12 protein-coding genes and 1 riboswitch are annotated in these 14711 nt (G+C 69.7%); of the genes, 4 read left to right on the plus strand and 8 right to left on the minus strand.

What is annotated here, in order from left to right:
• Positions 1 to 121 precede the first annotated feature (121 nt).
• Both ABT342_RS33790 and ABT342_RS33795 read right to left on the minus strand, forming a co-directional pair.
• Entirely contained in the window at positions 122 to 787 is a 666-nt protein-coding gene (locus tag ABT342_RS33790; protein ID WP_351582252.1) for a response regulator, read from the minus strand.
• Positions 784 to 1917 (minus strand): sensor histidine kinase, encoded by a 1134-nt coding sequence (locus ABT342_RS33795; RefSeq protein ID WP_351582254.1) that lies wholly within the window; start codon positions 1915 to 1917, stop codon positions 784 to 786. Before ABT342_RS33795 ends, ABT342_RS33790 begins: the two co-directional genes overlap by 4 nt.
• Positions 1918 to 2135: 218 nt before the next feature.
• On the opposite strand from ABT342_RS33795, the gene ABT342_RS33800 reads away from it, so the two are divergent.
• Complete coding sequence (locus ABT342_RS33800) at positions 2136 to 2567, plus strand: DUF6223 family protein (RefSeq protein WP_351582255.1); 432 nt, start codon at positions 2136 to 2138, stop codon at positions 2565 to 2567.
• Positions 2568 to 2624: 57 nt separating this feature from the next.
• Here ABT342_RS33800 and ABT342_RS33805 read toward each other — a convergent pair whose 3' ends face one another.
• From ABT342_RS33805 to thrC, 6 genes are all read right to left on the minus strand, one after another.
• Positions 2625 to 4133, minus strand: coding sequence for an alpha/beta hydrolase (locus ABT342_RS33805; RefSeq protein ID WP_351582256.1), 1509 nt, complete (start codon positions 4131 to 4133; stop codon positions 2625 to 2627).
• Positions 4134 to 4278: 145 nt separating this feature from the next.
• Positions 4279 to 6906, minus strand: a complete 2628-nt coding sequence (locus tag ABT342_RS33810) for a DUF7948 domain-containing protein (protein WP_351582258.1) — start codon at positions 6904 to 6906, stop codon at positions 4279 to 4281.
• 246 nt (positions 6907 to 7152) lie between these two features.
• Complete coding sequence (gene groL, locus ABT342_RS33815) at positions 7153 to 8775, minus strand: chaperonin GroEL (protein WP_351582261.1); 1623 nt, start codon at positions 8773 to 8775, stop codon at positions 7153 to 7155.
• Positions 8776 to 9094: 319 nt separating this feature from the next.
• Positions 9095 to 9298: a cold-shock protein gene (locus ABT342_RS33820; RefSeq protein WP_009339379.1), complete on the minus strand. Its 204-nt coding sequence runs from the start codon at positions 9296 to 9298 to the stop codon at positions 9095 to 9097.
• A gap of 483 nt (positions 9299 to 9781) precedes the next feature.
• Entirely contained in the window at positions 9782 to 10057 is a 276-nt protein-coding gene (locus ABT342_RS33825; RefSeq protein WP_351582263.1) for a MoaD/ThiS family protein, read from the minus strand.
• Positions 10054 to 11340 (minus strand): threonine synthase, encoded by a 1287-nt coding sequence (gene thrC, locus ABT342_RS33830; protein WP_351582265.1) that lies wholly within the window; start codon positions 11338 to 11340, stop codon positions 10054 to 10056. The genes ABT342_RS33825 and thrC overlap by 4 nt, the downstream gene beginning before the upstream one ends.
• A 17-nt stretch (positions 11341 to 11357) precedes the next feature.
• A riboswitch (SAM riboswitch) is annotated at positions 11358 to 11514 on the minus strand.
• Positions 11515 to 11630: 116 nt separating this feature from the next.
• Between thrC and ABT342_RS33835 the strand changes: the two genes are divergently transcribed.
• The 3 genes from ABT342_RS33835 (at position 11631) to ABT342_RS33845 (ending at position 14467) form a co-directional block, all read left to right on the plus strand.
• On the plus strand, positions 11631 to 12578 hold the full coding sequence (locus tag ABT342_RS33835) for a glucosyl-3-phosphoglycerate synthase (protein WP_351582267.1): 948 nt from the start codon (positions 11631 to 11633) through the stop codon (positions 12576 to 12578).
• A 38-nt stretch (positions 12579 to 12616) separates the two neighbouring features.
• Positions 12617 to 12889: a hypothetical protein gene (locus ABT342_RS33840; protein WP_351582269.1), complete on the plus strand. Its 273-nt coding sequence runs from the start codon at positions 12617 to 12619 to the stop codon at positions 12887 to 12889.
• Positions 12890 to 12964: 75 nt separating this feature from the next.
• The gene (locus tag ABT342_RS33845; RefSeq protein WP_351582271.1) at positions 12965 to 14467 is read left to right on the plus strand and encodes an alpha,alpha-trehalose-phosphate synthase (UDP-forming); all 1503 of its coding nucleotides are present in this window, start codon (positions 12965 to 12967) and stop codon (positions 14465 to 14467) included.
• Positions 14468 to 14711 lie beyond the last annotated feature (244 nt).

The following is a 14711-nucleotide window of genomic DNA, read 5'->3' on the forward strand; positions in this document are numbered from 1 at the left end:
CGGGGATCGTTGAAACAGGGGTCGCGCATGACCACGCCACCCCAGATGCTCGTATCCGAATTCGAGGAGCTGGCCAGAAGGACTCCGGAAACGGTCCGGCTGGATCGAGCCCTCCGAAGTCTCAGGAGCCGCGCGGGACCACCAGGCCGGATTCGTAGGCGAGGACCACGAGTTGCGCGCGGTCACGGGCGTGGAGCTTGGCCATGGCCCGGTTGATGTGGGTCTTCGCGGTCAGTGAGCTGATCACCATGCGGTCGGCGATCTCGTCGTTGGACAGGCCCTGCGCGACCAGGGCGACGGCCTCGCGTTCGCGGTTGGTCAGCCCTTCCAGCCCGGCGGCGTGCGCGCCTGTGTCGAGGGGTTGGGTGACGTACCGGTTGATCAGCTTGCGGGTGACCGACGGTGCGAGCAGGGCGTCACCGCGCGCGGCGACGCGTACGGCGTGGAGGAAGTCCTCCGGCACGATGTCCTTGACGAGGAACCCGGCGGCTCCGGCGCGCAGCGCGTCGAAGACGTACTCGTCGAAGCCGTAGTTGGTCAGGATGACGACGTGCACCCCGGCCAGGGCCGGGTCCGCGGCGATGCGCCGGGTCGCCTCGATGCCGTCGAGGACAGGCATCTGGATATCGATGAGCGCGACGTCCGGCAGGTGCTCCTTGGCCAGGGCCAGGCCCTCCTTCCCGTCGCCGGCCTCGGCCACCACCGCGATGTCGTCCTCAAGGTCGAGGAGCGCGCGGAATCCGCTGCGGATGAGCGGCTGGTCGTCGACCAGCAGGACTCGGATCATGACGTCCGGTCCACGGGGAGTTCGGCCTGGACGGTGAAGCCTCCCGCGCTCCGCGGCTCCGCACGCAGCCGACCTCCGAGGGCGGTGACTCGCTCCCGCATCCCGAGCAGCCCGACGCCGGGCACCGGGACGGTGCCCGGTGTGGCCTTGCCGTCGTCATCGACGCGGATCGCGAGCGCGTCCGCACGGCAGTCGATCCGGACCGACGCCGTGGCTGCGTCCGCGTGACGCGCGATGTTGGTGAGGGACTCCTGAACGATCCGGTAGACGGTCCGGTCCACCGCGGCCGGGACGGCGTGTCGTTGTCCATCGATCGTCAGCGTCGCGTCCAGGCCGATGGTGCGGGCCCGTTCCACCAGTTCCGGGACGTCGTCGAGCCCACGCGGCGGGCTCGTGTCGTCGTCGCGCAGTGCCTCCAGGGTCGCGCGCAGCTCCCGGGTCGCCTCACGTCCGGCCTCCTGGATCGCGAGCAGGGCCTCCGGCACCTGCTCGCCACGCCTGCGGGCCACGTGGACGGCGACTTCGGACTGCACCTTGATGATCGAGATCTGGTGGGTGAGCGAATCGTGCAGTTCCCGCGCGATGCGCAGACGCTCCTCGTCGGCGCGGCGTCGCGCGGTCTCCTCCCGGGTGCGCTCGGCTTCGTCCGCCCGTCGCTCGGCCTGCCGCAGCGCCTCGCCGGCGGCTCCGGCGGCGATCAGCCAGGCGATCTCCAGAGCGCCCCGGGCCTGCGCGAACGCCTCGCCCGTGTCGTGCGGGCCCGAGACCAGGGCGGCCACGGGGAGAGCGGCCAGCATGGCGACGCTGGCCGCGATCGTGAGGGTGCGGTGCCCCGCCCGCACGGCCGCGTACACGGCGAACAGGTACGCGACGGCGGGCACGTCGAAACCGGCCGCCTGGTAACCCACCGCGCACAGCCCGGTGACAGCCAGGACCGGGACCGGAGCGCGGCGGCGCGCGGCCAGCGCCAGGCCGCCGGTCGTCAGCAGCGCGTAGCCGAGCAGGTCGAGGTTCGCGGCGGAGTGCTGCCCGGCCCCGGACAGTCCGGTGACGAGCAGCGCCGCCGCCACGCCGACGGCGATCGCCCAGTCCGTGGCTGCGGCTCGCACACCGGTCCGTCCTGTATTCATGCGCGCACCTTAGCCAGGTGTCCGCGCGGGGCGAATCCTGCGCACAGATGATCGGCCGGCTACCGCGGGCGCGGTAGCTTTCGCGGCTCCTGCGGCATCCGCGGTATCCGCGTACGGCATGGGCGGCAGCGCGAGTTGCCTGCGTCCGCCGGACGACCTGCGGCGGGTCCGGCGGACATGATCGGGCGACGTCCAGCCAGCAGGAGAAGGAGCACCTCATGTCTGTCCGATCTGTGCTTGCCGTGGCCGCAGCCGCTCTCGTCGGAGGAGTCGTGCTCGCCACACCGGCGGCCGCGCACTCCCCGGTCCAGTCGGCCGCCGCCGACGTCTACACCATGAGCGCCGGGCGCCTCGGGTCCATCGCGGGCGGCCTGTTGGCGCTGACCGGCGTGGTTGTCGGCGCTCTGGCCCTGGCCCGGTCCACCGGCCGTATCGGCACCGGCCCCGGGCGACGCGGTGCCGCCCTGGCCCTGGCGTCGGGCCTGACCGGCACGGCCCTCGGCGCCCTGGTCGCGGCCACCGCCTCCGGTGGCCTCGGCACCGGCAACGGACTGGGCGGAGCCTACGTGGCCTTGATGGTGGGGCTGCTCGGCACGACCCTCGGCGGGCTGGCTCTGACCCGCACCGGCCGCACCCGCCACACCGGCTGACCGCCCTGCCACCACCGCGCAGCCGACGGCGGGCCGCCGACCGCCTTACGGCCCGGCTTACGGCCGGGCGGCCTCGCAGAACGCGTCGCGGGCCGGCCGCTCCCCCGTGACCAGGAAGTCCGTCACCGCCTCGTCCCCGCACGCGTTGCCGTTGGCGCGGTAGACGCCGTGGCCGATCGCGTCGACCGTGACCATGCGGGCCCGGTCGCCGAAGGCCTCGCGCAGCTTCAGCGCGCCGGAGAGCGGGGTGGAGACATCACGCTGGTTCTGGATCAGCAGGATGTTGGAGGGGCCGTTGGGGGTGATGCGGGTCGGGCGTTCGCGCGGCTCGTCCTGCCAGAAGGTGCACGGGGTGACGTTGACGGGCATGCCGGCGGTGAGCGGGTAGGCCTTGCGGCTCTTCGCCACGTCCCGCTCGATCCTGGGGAGCGCGTCCGGGCCCGGCCAGTCGACGTCGTTGCATATGGTCGCCGCGGACACGGCCGCGACGTTCTGCATGACCTCGTCCGGGAGCACCTGCGGCGCGGGCAGCGCCTTGCCGTCCCGCGCGGCGGCTATGAGGCGGGCGAGGGCCGGGAAGCGGTCCTTGGTGTAGAGGCTGTCGAGCAGGGTCTGCCGCAGCACGTTGCCGTTCAGCTCCTCGGGGTTCGCGCCCGGCCACGGCAGGGGCTCGCGATCGAGGCGGGCGGCCAGGGCCAGGAACATCGGGCGGACCTCGTCAGGGGTGTCGGCGAGGCGGTCCGGGTTGGCCGGGTCGGCGGCCCAGGCGGCGAAGTCGGGGAAGGCGTCCTCGACGCCGACCTGGTAGTTGGCGAGCCAGCCGCGCGCGACCCGCTTCGGGTCCGGGTCGTCGTTGCTGTCCAGGACCCAGCGGTCGGTGCGGTGCGGGAACATCTGCGCGTAGACGGCGCCCGCGTACGTCCCGTACGAGACTCCCCACGCCGAGATCTTGCGCTCGCCGAGGGCCTGGCGGATGCGGTCGATGTCCCGGGCCTCGTTACGGGTGCTGATGCTGCGCAGCACCTCGCCGCCGTTGCGTGCGCAGGCGTCGGCGATACGGCGGGCGGTCGTCGCGTTCTCCTCGATGCTGCCGTCGGCGGCGGGCCAGGGGCGCAGACTCTGCATGGAGAGGTCGTCGTGGGTCAGGCCGCAGCTGACGGGCGTACTGCGGCCGACGCCGCGCGGGTCGAAGCCGACGAGGTCGTACGCGTCGCGCACCGACTGGGGCAGCTTCTTCCCCTTCATGGAAGGGTCGTTGATGCTGGAGCCGCCGGGCCCGCCGGGGATGAGCAGGAGCGCGCCGCGCCGGGCGTCCGGGTTCTCGCTGCGGATGCGGGAGACGGCGAGGGAGATCTGCGGGCCGTTCGGGTCGGCGTAGTCGAGCGGGACGGAGAGGGTGGCGCATTCCTGCCGGGTGTCGACGCCCTTGCCGGCGGCGCAGGTCTCCCAACGCAGCCCGTTGTCGGGCGCGGGCGTCTTCGCCACGGCTGTGGACGCGGCGGTGGCGACGAGGGCCGTCGCGAGGAGAGTGGTGGCCGTGGTCCGCTTGATTCGGTTGCTTCGCATGCGAACAAGCCTCGCGGATCCGGCGTCCCGCCCCCAGCCGGTCAACTGGCCTGTTGGAGGTGGGGTTTACCCCCCTGTGAACGGGCCGGGCGGCACCCCCTGTGGGTGGGGATGCTGCCCTGGCCTGTGGGGTGCTGGTCCCCTCTTACGCCGCAGCGCGGTGGTGCCTCTTGACCTTGGTCTTCATGGTCGCGGTGTTGTTGGCCGGACGCGGATCGGGTGTCGTCGCGTCGACCGTGACCCTGTTGATGGCCTTGCCCTTGCCGTTCGCCGTTGCGGTGATCGTCCGTACGACGTCCTCGCCAGGCGCGAGCGACCCGACCTGACAGGTGACCACGTTCGATCCGGGAAGCGTCTCGGCACATCCCGGACTCGCCTCGGTGAAGTCGAACCCGCCGGGCAGGATGTCGGTGATCGTCACCCCTTCAGCGGTCGTGTCCGGGCCGTTGTTGACGATCAGCACGGCGTAAGTGACGCTCTGGCCCGCCGTCACCGAGTGGACGTTGTCCAGCTTGAAGACGGCGAGATCGGCCTCGATGGGCACCGCGCTCACCTTGGCGACAAAGGCGTCTCGATCGCCGTTGTGGGTGAGGTCGGGACCCGCTGTCTCTGGGAAGGTCGCCTCGGTCGAGACGGTGTCCCCGACGACATACGCCGCACCACTGCCGTCCACAGCAACAGATTCGGCTTGGTCGAATCCAGCGCCTCCGATGTAACCCGCGTACTGCAATGCGGCGCCCCCAGGCAGGGCCTTGGCCACGAAGGCGTCGAATCCGCCGTTGTGGGTGAGGTCGGGACCCACCGCCACCGGGAAACTCGCCTCGGTCGAGACAGTGGACCCGACGACATACGCCGCACCACTGCCATCCACAGCAACAGATTCGGCTTGGTCCAAATCAGCGCCTCCGATGTAACCCGCGTACTGCAATGCAGCGCCCCCAGGCAGGGCCTTGGCCACGAAGGCGTCGAATCCGCCGTTGTGGGTGAGGTCGGGACCCACCGCCACCGGGAAACTCGCCTCGGTCGAGACGGTGCCTCCGACGACATACGCCGCACCACTGCCATCCACAGCAACAGATTCGGCTTGGTCGAATGCAGCGCCTCCGATGTAACCCGCGTACTCCAACCCGGCACCCGTGGGCAGGACCTTGGCCACAAAGGCGTCGAAGAGCCCGTTGTAGGTGAGGTCGGGACCCACCGCCACCGGGAAACTCGCCTCGGTCGAGTTGGTCTCCCCGGTGACGTATGCCGCGCCGCCACCGTCCACAGCAACGCCGAAGCCGTTGTCGGCCCCTGCGCCTCCGATGTAACCCGCGTACGCCAACCCGGCACCCGTGGGGACGACCTTGGCCACAAAGGCATCAGCGGCGCCACCGTTGTAGCTGAGGTCGGGACCCACCGCCACCGGGAAACTCGCCTCGGTCGAGACGGTGGACCCGACGACATACGCCGCACCACTGCCATCCACAGCAACAGATTCGGCTTGGTCGAATCCAGCGCCTCCGATGTAACCCGCGTACGCCAACCCGGCACCCGTGGGCAGGACCTTGGCCACAAAGGCATCGTCAAATCCGCCGTTGAAGGTGAGGTCGGGACCCACCGCCACCGGGAAACTCGCCTCGGTCGAGCCGGTGCCCCCGACGACATACGCGGCACCGCTACCGTCCACAGCAACGTCACTGGCGGAGTCGAACCCAGAGCCTCCGATATAGCCGGCGTACACGAGGCTGCTGCCGCCAGGCGCGATCTTGGCCACAAAGGCATCACTACGGCCGTTGTGGGTGAGGTCGGGGCCTACGGTCTCCGGGAAGCTCGCCTCGATCGATTCGGTGGACCCGACGACATACGCCGCACCGCTGCTGTCCACCGCAACAGCCCTGCCGAATTCAAACCCCGTCCCGCCGATGTACCCGGCGTAGACCAGCGTGGCCGGGTCGATCACGAGCGGCCGCTTCCGGTCGTACGAGCCCAGCTCGAAGCCGTACGTGAAGGCGTCCTTCGTCTTCGTCAGCCGGAACGCGCTCTTCACCTCGGCGCGCTCCCCGCCCTTGGCGGCCGGCTGGTACGTCACCGGGGACAGGTCCGTAAGCGTGTCGATCCCCGTCTTGACCCGCAGGTCACCGGACTTGTCGACACTGACGTCCTCAGGGCCCCGCCACGCCATCCGGATAAGCGACGGGTCAGCGCCCGCGTCCACCCGGAACTCGTACTTGAGGCGGTCCCCCGACCCCGCATAGACCAGATCGATACCCGGCCACAGGTCGTTGTAGACCAGACGCTGATACGTCTTCAGGCCCGTCCGCCACGTGTCCTTCGGACCCTTGAAATAGCTCACCTTGCCAGGTGCCGCAGTCTCGGCGACCGGCTTGGTGGCCTTCGCGCCCACGAAGTCCAGCTTGAGACCCCACCGCTCCCGCTTCTCGGCGGACTTCTCCGCGAACTTGTCAGCGGGGTTCTTGGAGGTTTTCCTGGAGGTCTTCTTGGAGGGCTTCTCGGCAGCCTTGGTGAGGCTGTACGTCAGCCCCGTCTCGCCGAACGCCACCGACGTCTCGGTGCCCTGAAGGTAGTACTCAACCGCCGCGGGCGCCTGCCCACGGTTCTCGATGAACGTCAGCGGCGCCTTGGTCAGAGCCGCCTTGACCTGCCGCTTCTTCAACGGGGTCGCTTCACCCGCCACCGTCGGCTGCTGCTGCCCTATGGCCGCCAGAGCGGTCTCGGCCCCAGCAGCCACCACCAAACCAAGAACCGCACCAACCGCGAAAATGCGCCGCACGGATCAGCCTCTCTCTTCTGTGTGCCCCCCTTCCAGTCATCACCACACAGCACACAGCAGATATGACTATCCGACCGGCAACACCGTCGCGCCACGACGAAGAGAGCCCCTGAACGGCCTCCGAACGACCCCCGACCAACCCGCGACCGAACCCCGACCGACCCCCGGAAAACGCCCGAGGGCGGTACCCCCGCCACAGCAGGGATACCGCCCTCGGAACTGAAGGACGCGTCCGATCCGGGAGGATCAGAAGTCCATGTCACCGCCCGGCATGCCGCCCGGAGCGGCCGCGGCGGCCTTCTCCGGCTTGTCGGCGATGACGGCCTCGGTGGTGAGGAACAGCGCGGCGATGGAGGCCGCGTTCTGCAGCGCGGAGCGCGTCACCTTCGCCGGGTCGATGATGCCCTCGGCGATCATGTCGACGTACGCACCGGTCGCGGCGTTCAGACCGTGGCCGACGGGCAGGTTGCGCACCTTCTCGACGATGACGCCACCCTCGAGACCACCGTTGACGGCGATCTGCTTGAGCGGGGCCTCCAGCGCGAGCTTCACGGCGTTGGCGCCGGTGGCCTCGTCGCCGTTCAGCTCGAGCTTCTCGAAGACCGAGGAGGCCTGGAGCAGGGCCACGCCACCACCGGCGACGATGCCCTCCTCGACGGCCGCCTTCGCGTTGCGAACGGCGTCCTCGATGCGGTGCTTGCGCTCCTTGAGCTCGACCTCGGTCGCGGCACCGGCCTTGATGACGGCCACGCCGCCGGCCAGCTTCGCGAGGCGCTCCTGGAGCTTCTCGCGGTCGTAGTCCGAGTCGGAGTTCTCGATCTCGGCGCGGATCTGGTTGACGCGACCGGCAACCTGGTCGCTGTCACCGGCACCGTCGACGATCGTGGTCTCGTCCTTGGTGATGACGACCTTGCGGGCGCGGCCGAGCAGGTCCAGGCCGGCGTTCTCCAGCTTGAGACCGACCTCCTCGGAGATGACCGTGCCACCGGTGAGGATGGCGATGTCGCCGAGCATGGCCTTGCGGCGGTCACCGAAGCCCGGGGCCTTGACGGCGACGGACTTGAAGGTGCCACGGATCTTGTTGACGACCAGGGTCGACAGGGCCTCGCCCTCGACGTCCTCGGCGATGATCAGCAGCGGCTTGCCCGACTGCATGACCTTCTCCAGCAGCGGGAGCAGGTCCTTGACCGAGGAGATCTTGGAGTTGACGATCAGGATGTACGGGTCGTCCAGGGACGCCTCCATACGCTCCATGTCGGTGGCGAAGTACGCCGAGATGTAGCCCTTGTCGAAGCGCATACCCTCGGTGAGCTCCAGCTCCAGACCGAAGGTCTGGGACTCCTCGACGGTGATGACGCCTTCCTTGCCGACCTTGTCCATCGCCTCGGCGATGAGCTCGCCGATCTGGGTGTCGGCGGCGGAGATGGAGGCCGTCGAAGCGATCTGCTCCTTGGTCTCGACATCCTTCGCCTGCTCGAGCAGGGCGCCGGAGACGGCCTCGACGGCCTTCTCGATGCCGCGCTTCAGGGCCATCGGGTTGGCACCGGCGGCGACGTTGCGCAGACCCTCGCGGACGAGCGCCTGGGCGAGGACGGTCGCGGTGGTCGTACCGTCACCGGCGACGTCGTCCGTCTTCTTGGCGACTTCCTTGACCAGCTCGGCGCCGATCTTCTCGTACGGGTCCTCGAGCTCGATCTCCTTGGCGATGGAGACACCATCGTTGGTGATCGTGGGGGCGCCCCACTTCTTCTCGAGGACGACGTTCCGGCCCTTGGGGCCAAGGGTGACCTTGACGGCGTCGGCGAGCTGGTTCATCCCGCGCTCGAGACCGCGCCGTGCCTCCTCGTCGAACGCGATGATCTTGGCCATGTGAAGTGGTCCTCCCGGACTGGGGTGGATTTCTCCGGACCGCGCTGGCGCCCGCGACGGACGGCCTGCATGCCGTGTGGTTCCTTGCCCCACCCGGCGTGCGGGCCTCACCGACCCGGTCCTTCGTTGTCACTCTCACTGGGAGAGTGCTAACGCCAATGATTAGCACTCGGCATGGGAGAGTGCAAGCCGCTCCGACAGATCGTGGACACGCGCGCTGATCCTGGAGACGCGCGGGGGCCGGACCGGGACGCACGGAGGGCCCGTACCCCAGTCACGGGTACGGACCCTCCGCTATGTCGCTGCAGTCGGTCGGCGCTCAGCCGGCCAAACGGACCATGTCCGCCTGCGGCCCCTTCTGGCCCTGCGAGATCTCGAACTCGACCCGCTGGCCCTCCTCCAGGGTGCGGTAGCCGTCCATCTGGATCGCGCTGTAGTGGACGAAAACATCCGCACCACCGTCGACCGCGATGAAGCCGTACCCCTTCTCCGCGTTGAACCACTTGACGGTGCCCTGAGCCATGCCTAACTCCCCTATTACTGGCCCTTGCACAGGACCGCACTTCGCGGACCCGGGTCAGACCTCACCCACCAGCAGGTGTGAGTGTGCGCCGGAACGCGTCGACCGCGGCTGAATGTATCTGTCCAACTGCCGTCTGCAACAGGTCAATCGGACGAGAATTCTGGGCACGAGGGAACGGAAAATTCAGGAGAGTCCTGATCATCTCCGGGCAAAGCGGGCCGGACAAAGCGCACTTACCACGCATCAGGCTCGAACACTTTGGCTGCTTCTTGTCGCGCGAGGGCGCATTCTCATATGCGCATGGCACAAGCAGTGGAGGGGACTTCCCAACTCTACCGCGTTTAACCATGCAGAATTGCCCCCTCCGCTTAGCTTGCGGAGGGGGCAATTCAGCTTGGTCGGCGATCAGCCTCCGGCACAGTGCCGGATGGTCAGCCTCCGGCACTGTGCTCGATGGTCAGCCTCCGGCACTGTGCTCGATGGTCAGCCTCCGGCGACGGCCGGGATGATCGAGACGCCGGCGCCGTCCGGCGTCGCCGTCTCCAGGCCCTGCTCGAAGCGCACGTCGTCGTCGTTGACGTACACGTTCACGAAGCGGCGCAGCTTGCCCTGGTCGTCCAGGACCCGGGCGGCGATGCCCGCGTGGTTCTTCTCCAGGTCGGCGATGACCTCGGCGAGGGTCGCGCCCTCGGCCTTCACCTCGGCCTCGCCGCCGGTGTAGGTGCGCAGGATGGTGGGGATGCGGACGTTGACGCTCATGCGAGGCCAGCCTCTCGGAAAGAGTCCAGGTTGGGGCGGATGACGGCGGACATGCCCGTGGTCGGGGCCACCGCGTCAAGAGTCTTGAGGCCGTCACCCGTGTTGACGACGACCGTGGTCAGGGACGGGTCGATGACACCGGCCTCGATCAGCTTCTTCGCGACGCCGAGCGTCGTGCCGCCGGCGGTCTCCGTGAAGATGCCCTCCGTGCGGGCGAGCAGCTTGATCGCGTCCACGATCTGCTCGTCGGTCACGTCCTCGACGGCGCCGCCGGTGCGGCGGCAGATGTCCAGGACGTACGGCCCGTCGGCCGGGTTGCCGATGGCGAGCGACTTGGCGATGGTGTCCGGCTTCTGCGGCCGTACGACGTCGTGACCGGCCTTGAAGGCGACCGACACCGGGGAGCAGCCCTCGGCCTGGGCGCCGAAGATCTTGTAGGGCTTGTCCTCGACCAGGCCGAGCTTGATCAGCTCCTGGAGGCCCTTGTCGATCTTCGTGAGCTGCGAGCCGGAGGCGATGGGGATGACGATCTGGTCCGGGATCTGCCAGCCGAGCTGCTCGCAGATCTCGTACGCGAGCGTCTTCGAGCCCTCGCCGTAGTACGGGCGCAGGTTGACGTTGACGAAGCCCCAGCCCTCGCCGGCCGGATCTCCGATGAGCTCGGAGCAGAAGCGGTTGACGTCGTCGTAGTTGCCCTCGATGCCGACGAGCTCGCCGCCGTACACCGCGGCCATGACGACCTTGCCCTGCTCCAGGTCGTGCGGGATGAACACGCAGGAGCGGAAGCCGGCGCGGGCGGCCGCGGCGCCGACCGCGCCCGCCAGGTTGCCGGTGGAGGAGCAGGACAGGGTGGTGAAGCCGAAGGCGCGGGCGGCCTCCAGGGCCTGGGCCACGACGCGGTCCTTGAAGGAGTGCGTCGGGTTGCCGGAGTCGTCCTTGACGTACAGACCGCCGGTGACACCCAGCTCGCGGGCCAGGTTGTCGGCCTTGACGAGCTTGGTCCAGCCCGGGTTCAGGTTCGGCTTGCTCGCCACGTCCGCGGGGACGGGCAGCAGCGGCGCGTAGCGCCAGATGTTCTCGGGGCCGCTCTCGATCTGCTTGCGCAGTGCTTCGGGATCGCCGCTCGGCAGGTCGTACGCGACTTCGAGCGGCCCGAAACAGAGCTCACAGGCGAAGATCGGACCGAGGGCGAACGTCTCGCCGCATTCGCGGCAGGAGAGGCCGGAGGCCGGGCCCAGATCGACGGTGGTGTCGGTGGAGGTTGCGACAGTCTGTACAGCCATGGAGGCGAGGCCCTTTCTCCTCATCTTCCTCATGGCGCATCTCGCCATGAGACGGATTTGGCACCTTCCCTAGCCGGGAGCCTCGCGACGCGATGAACGCGAATTCGACGAGAACCGACTGGAGGGTTGCCGGGGCTTCAACGGGCCGTATCCCTCTGCCCCTCTGGATGAGCGGTATGTGATTGTCGGCGTGGGGCCCCCGGCATGCGAGGGTCGTCCGCGTTGTTCAAGACTGTATCCGAACCCTCGGACGGCTGAGATGGTCGTCCGATCCGCGAGATGGAGATCACGTGCTGGAAGAGGTGGAGCGCTGGCTGGCCCGGCGGTCCTGGTCCGTGGCAGACCGCCCGCTCGACCAGCTCATAGCGGCAAAGGCGAAACGTTCGACCACGGTGAGCGTAGTGCTCCCCGCGCTGAACGAGGAGGCGACGGTCGGTGACATCGTCGCCGTGATCCGGCGCGAGCTGATGACGGACGCCGTCCCGCTCGTGGACGAGCTGGTGGTCGTCGACTCCGGCTCGACGGACGCCACCGCGAAGGTGGCGGCGGAGGCCGGCGCGCGGGTGGTGCACCGGGACGAGATACTCCCCCGCATACCGGCCGTGCCCGGCAAGGGCGAGGTGCTGTGGCGCTCGCTGCTGGTGACGAGCGGGGACGTCGTCTGCTTCGTGGACGCGGACCTGAAGGAGTTCTCGGCGGACTTCGTCTCGGGGATCGTCGGCCCGCTGCTGACCGATCCCGAGGTGCAGTTCGTGAAGGCCATGTACGACCGTCCGCTGGGGTCTGTGGCCGGTCAGGGCGGGCGGGTCACCGAGCTGGTGGCGCGGCCGCTGCTGAATCTGCACTGGCCGCAGCTGGCCGGTTTCGTCCAGCCACTGGGCGGGGAGTATGCGGCGAGGCGCTCCCTGCTGGAGCGGCTGCCGTTCCCGGTCGGGTACGGGGTGGAGCTCGGCCTGCTGGTCGACGCGCTGCACACGGTGGGGCTCGACGCGCTGGCGCAGGTGGACGTGGGGGTGCGGCTGCACCGCCACCAGGACGGGCAGGCGCTCGGGCGGATGGCCGCGGCGATCTACCGCACGGCCCAGCTGCGGCTGTCCCGCGGTCATCTGGTGCGCCCGGCGATCACCCAGTTCGAGCGCGGGGAGGACGGGTTCGTACCGCGCACCCATCCGGTGGACACCGAGGAGCGGCCACCGATGGCCGAGATCGCGGAGTACGCGACGCGCCGGGCGGCGTAACGCCGAATGGCCATACAGGTTGTCTAAATTTCCTATTTATGGGCTATTCGAGACTGCGCGGCGCTCGGCGCCGTCACTCCACGTCGTCCCGGTTCGTCGGGGTCCTGATGGTCCTCACGGTCGTCTCGGCCGCCTTGACCGGGCTCGTCGTCCCGGACCTGGCGGTCGCCGATGTGGGGGCCCGCGGGCAGCTGGCCGCGACCGGCAGCGTCGGCGAGCGGTTGTGGCTGCTGGGCGGCGTGGCGGTGGCCGTCACCGCGGCCGGGGCGATCGCGCTCGCGGCGACGCGCGACCGGCGACGCGACCACTGACGTGATCCGGCCGGACCCCTTCGCGGGTTCCGGCCATACGTTTGAGGGTTTACGCGACGGGCTAGGTTTCGCCACATGGTCTCCGAGCACTCCGTCTCCGAGCACACCGACTCAGAGCACACCGCCCAGGTCCTCGTCGCCTCCAACCGCGGTCCGGTCACGTACGCCTTCCGCGAGGACGGCACGCTCGACGCGCGGCGCGGCGGCGGCGGGCTGGTCTCCGGCCTGTCGGCGATCGGCCCCGACGCGAACGCCCTGTGGGTGTGCGCGGCACTCGGCGACGGCGACCGGGAGGCGGTGCGGCGCGGCGTCACCGAGCCGGGCGTACGGATGCTCGACATCGACGCCGCCGTGCACGCGGACGCGTACAACGGCATCGCGAACTCGGTGCTGTGGTTCGTCCACCACATGCTGTACCAGACGCCGCTGGAGCCGGTCTTCGACGCGGAGTTCCGGCGCCAGTGGGACGCGTACCGGACGTACAACCGCGCCTTCGCGCAGGCGCTGGCGGATTCGGCGGGGCCTTCGGCGGTGGTGCTGATCCAGGACTACCACCTGGCGCTGGCGCCGGGGATGCTCCGCGAGCTCAGACCCGACGTGCGGATCGGGCACTTCTCGCACACGCCGTGGGCGCCGGAGGAGTACTTCCGGATGCTGCCGGACGACATCGCGGAGGAGCTGCTGCTGGGGATGCTGGGCGCGGACCGGCTGGGGTTCCTGACCTGGCGGTGGGCGCAGGCGTTCATGCGCTCCTGTCCGCCCGTCCTCGGGCCGTACGACGTCGCCGCGTCCTGGCCCAAGGACCTGGCGCCCAGCATCCGGGTCGCCGGCCCGGGCTCCGCGCGCGGCCGGACCTGGATCGGGGTGCACGGGCTCGGCGCGGACGCCGAGTTCCTGCGGGAGCGGTCGCGGCGGCCGGACGTCGCGGAGCGGCTCATCGCGCTGCACGAGCAGATCGGCGTCGGCCGCAAGGTGATCGTCCGGGTGGACAGGACCGAGCTGTCGAAGAACATCGTGCGCGGCCTGCGGGCGTACGAGGCCCTCCTGGACGCCCGTCCCGAGTGGCGCGAGCGCGTGGTCCACGTCGCCTTCGCGTACCCCTCCCGCCAGGACCTCGCGGTCTACCGCGACTACACGGCGGAGGTGTCGCGCGTCGCGGAGGAGATCAACGCGCGCTACGGCACGCCGGGCTGGTCGCCGGTGATCCTGCATGTCAAGGACGACTTCGCCCGCTCCCTGGCCGCGTACCGCCTCGCGGACGTGGCCCTCGTCAACCCGATCCGGGACGGCATGAACCTGGTCGCCAAGGAGATCCCCGTCGTCTCCGACGCGGGCTGCGCGCTGGTGCTGTCGCGGGAGGCGGGGGCGTACGAGGAGCTGCGCGAGCACGCGATCACCGTGAACCCGTACGACGTGGCGGGGACGGCGGAGGCGCTGCACGAGGCGCTGAGCATGCCGGACGACGAGCGGGCGGAACGGAGCAAGCGGCTGGCCGTGGCGGCGACGGTGCTGCCGCCGAAGCAGTGGTTCCTGGACCAGCTGCACGCGCTGGAGGCACTGGGAGAGGGCGGGGCGTAGGGGGTGTCCTCGCAGTAGCGCCGTCCGCCCGAAGGCGGGCCCTGCGGCGCCCGGTGCGTGCGAACGCGGCGTGGGGGCACTCCCCCTGGCTTCGCCGGGCGGACGGGACTTCGAAGACAGGCCCCAGGGCCCGCGGCGGGCTCGGGCCGCTAGGCCGTGTCTGACAAATACCGCCGTCCGCCCGCAGGGCGGGGCGCGCGGCGTCCGGTGCGTGCAATCGCAAGGCGGAGGATCATCCTCGTAC

It is taken from the genome of Streptomyces sp. NPDC000410 (genome assembly GCF_040300305.1).
Classification (GTDB): Bacteria; Actinomycetota; Actinomycetes; order Streptomycetales; family Streptomycetaceae; genus Streptomyces.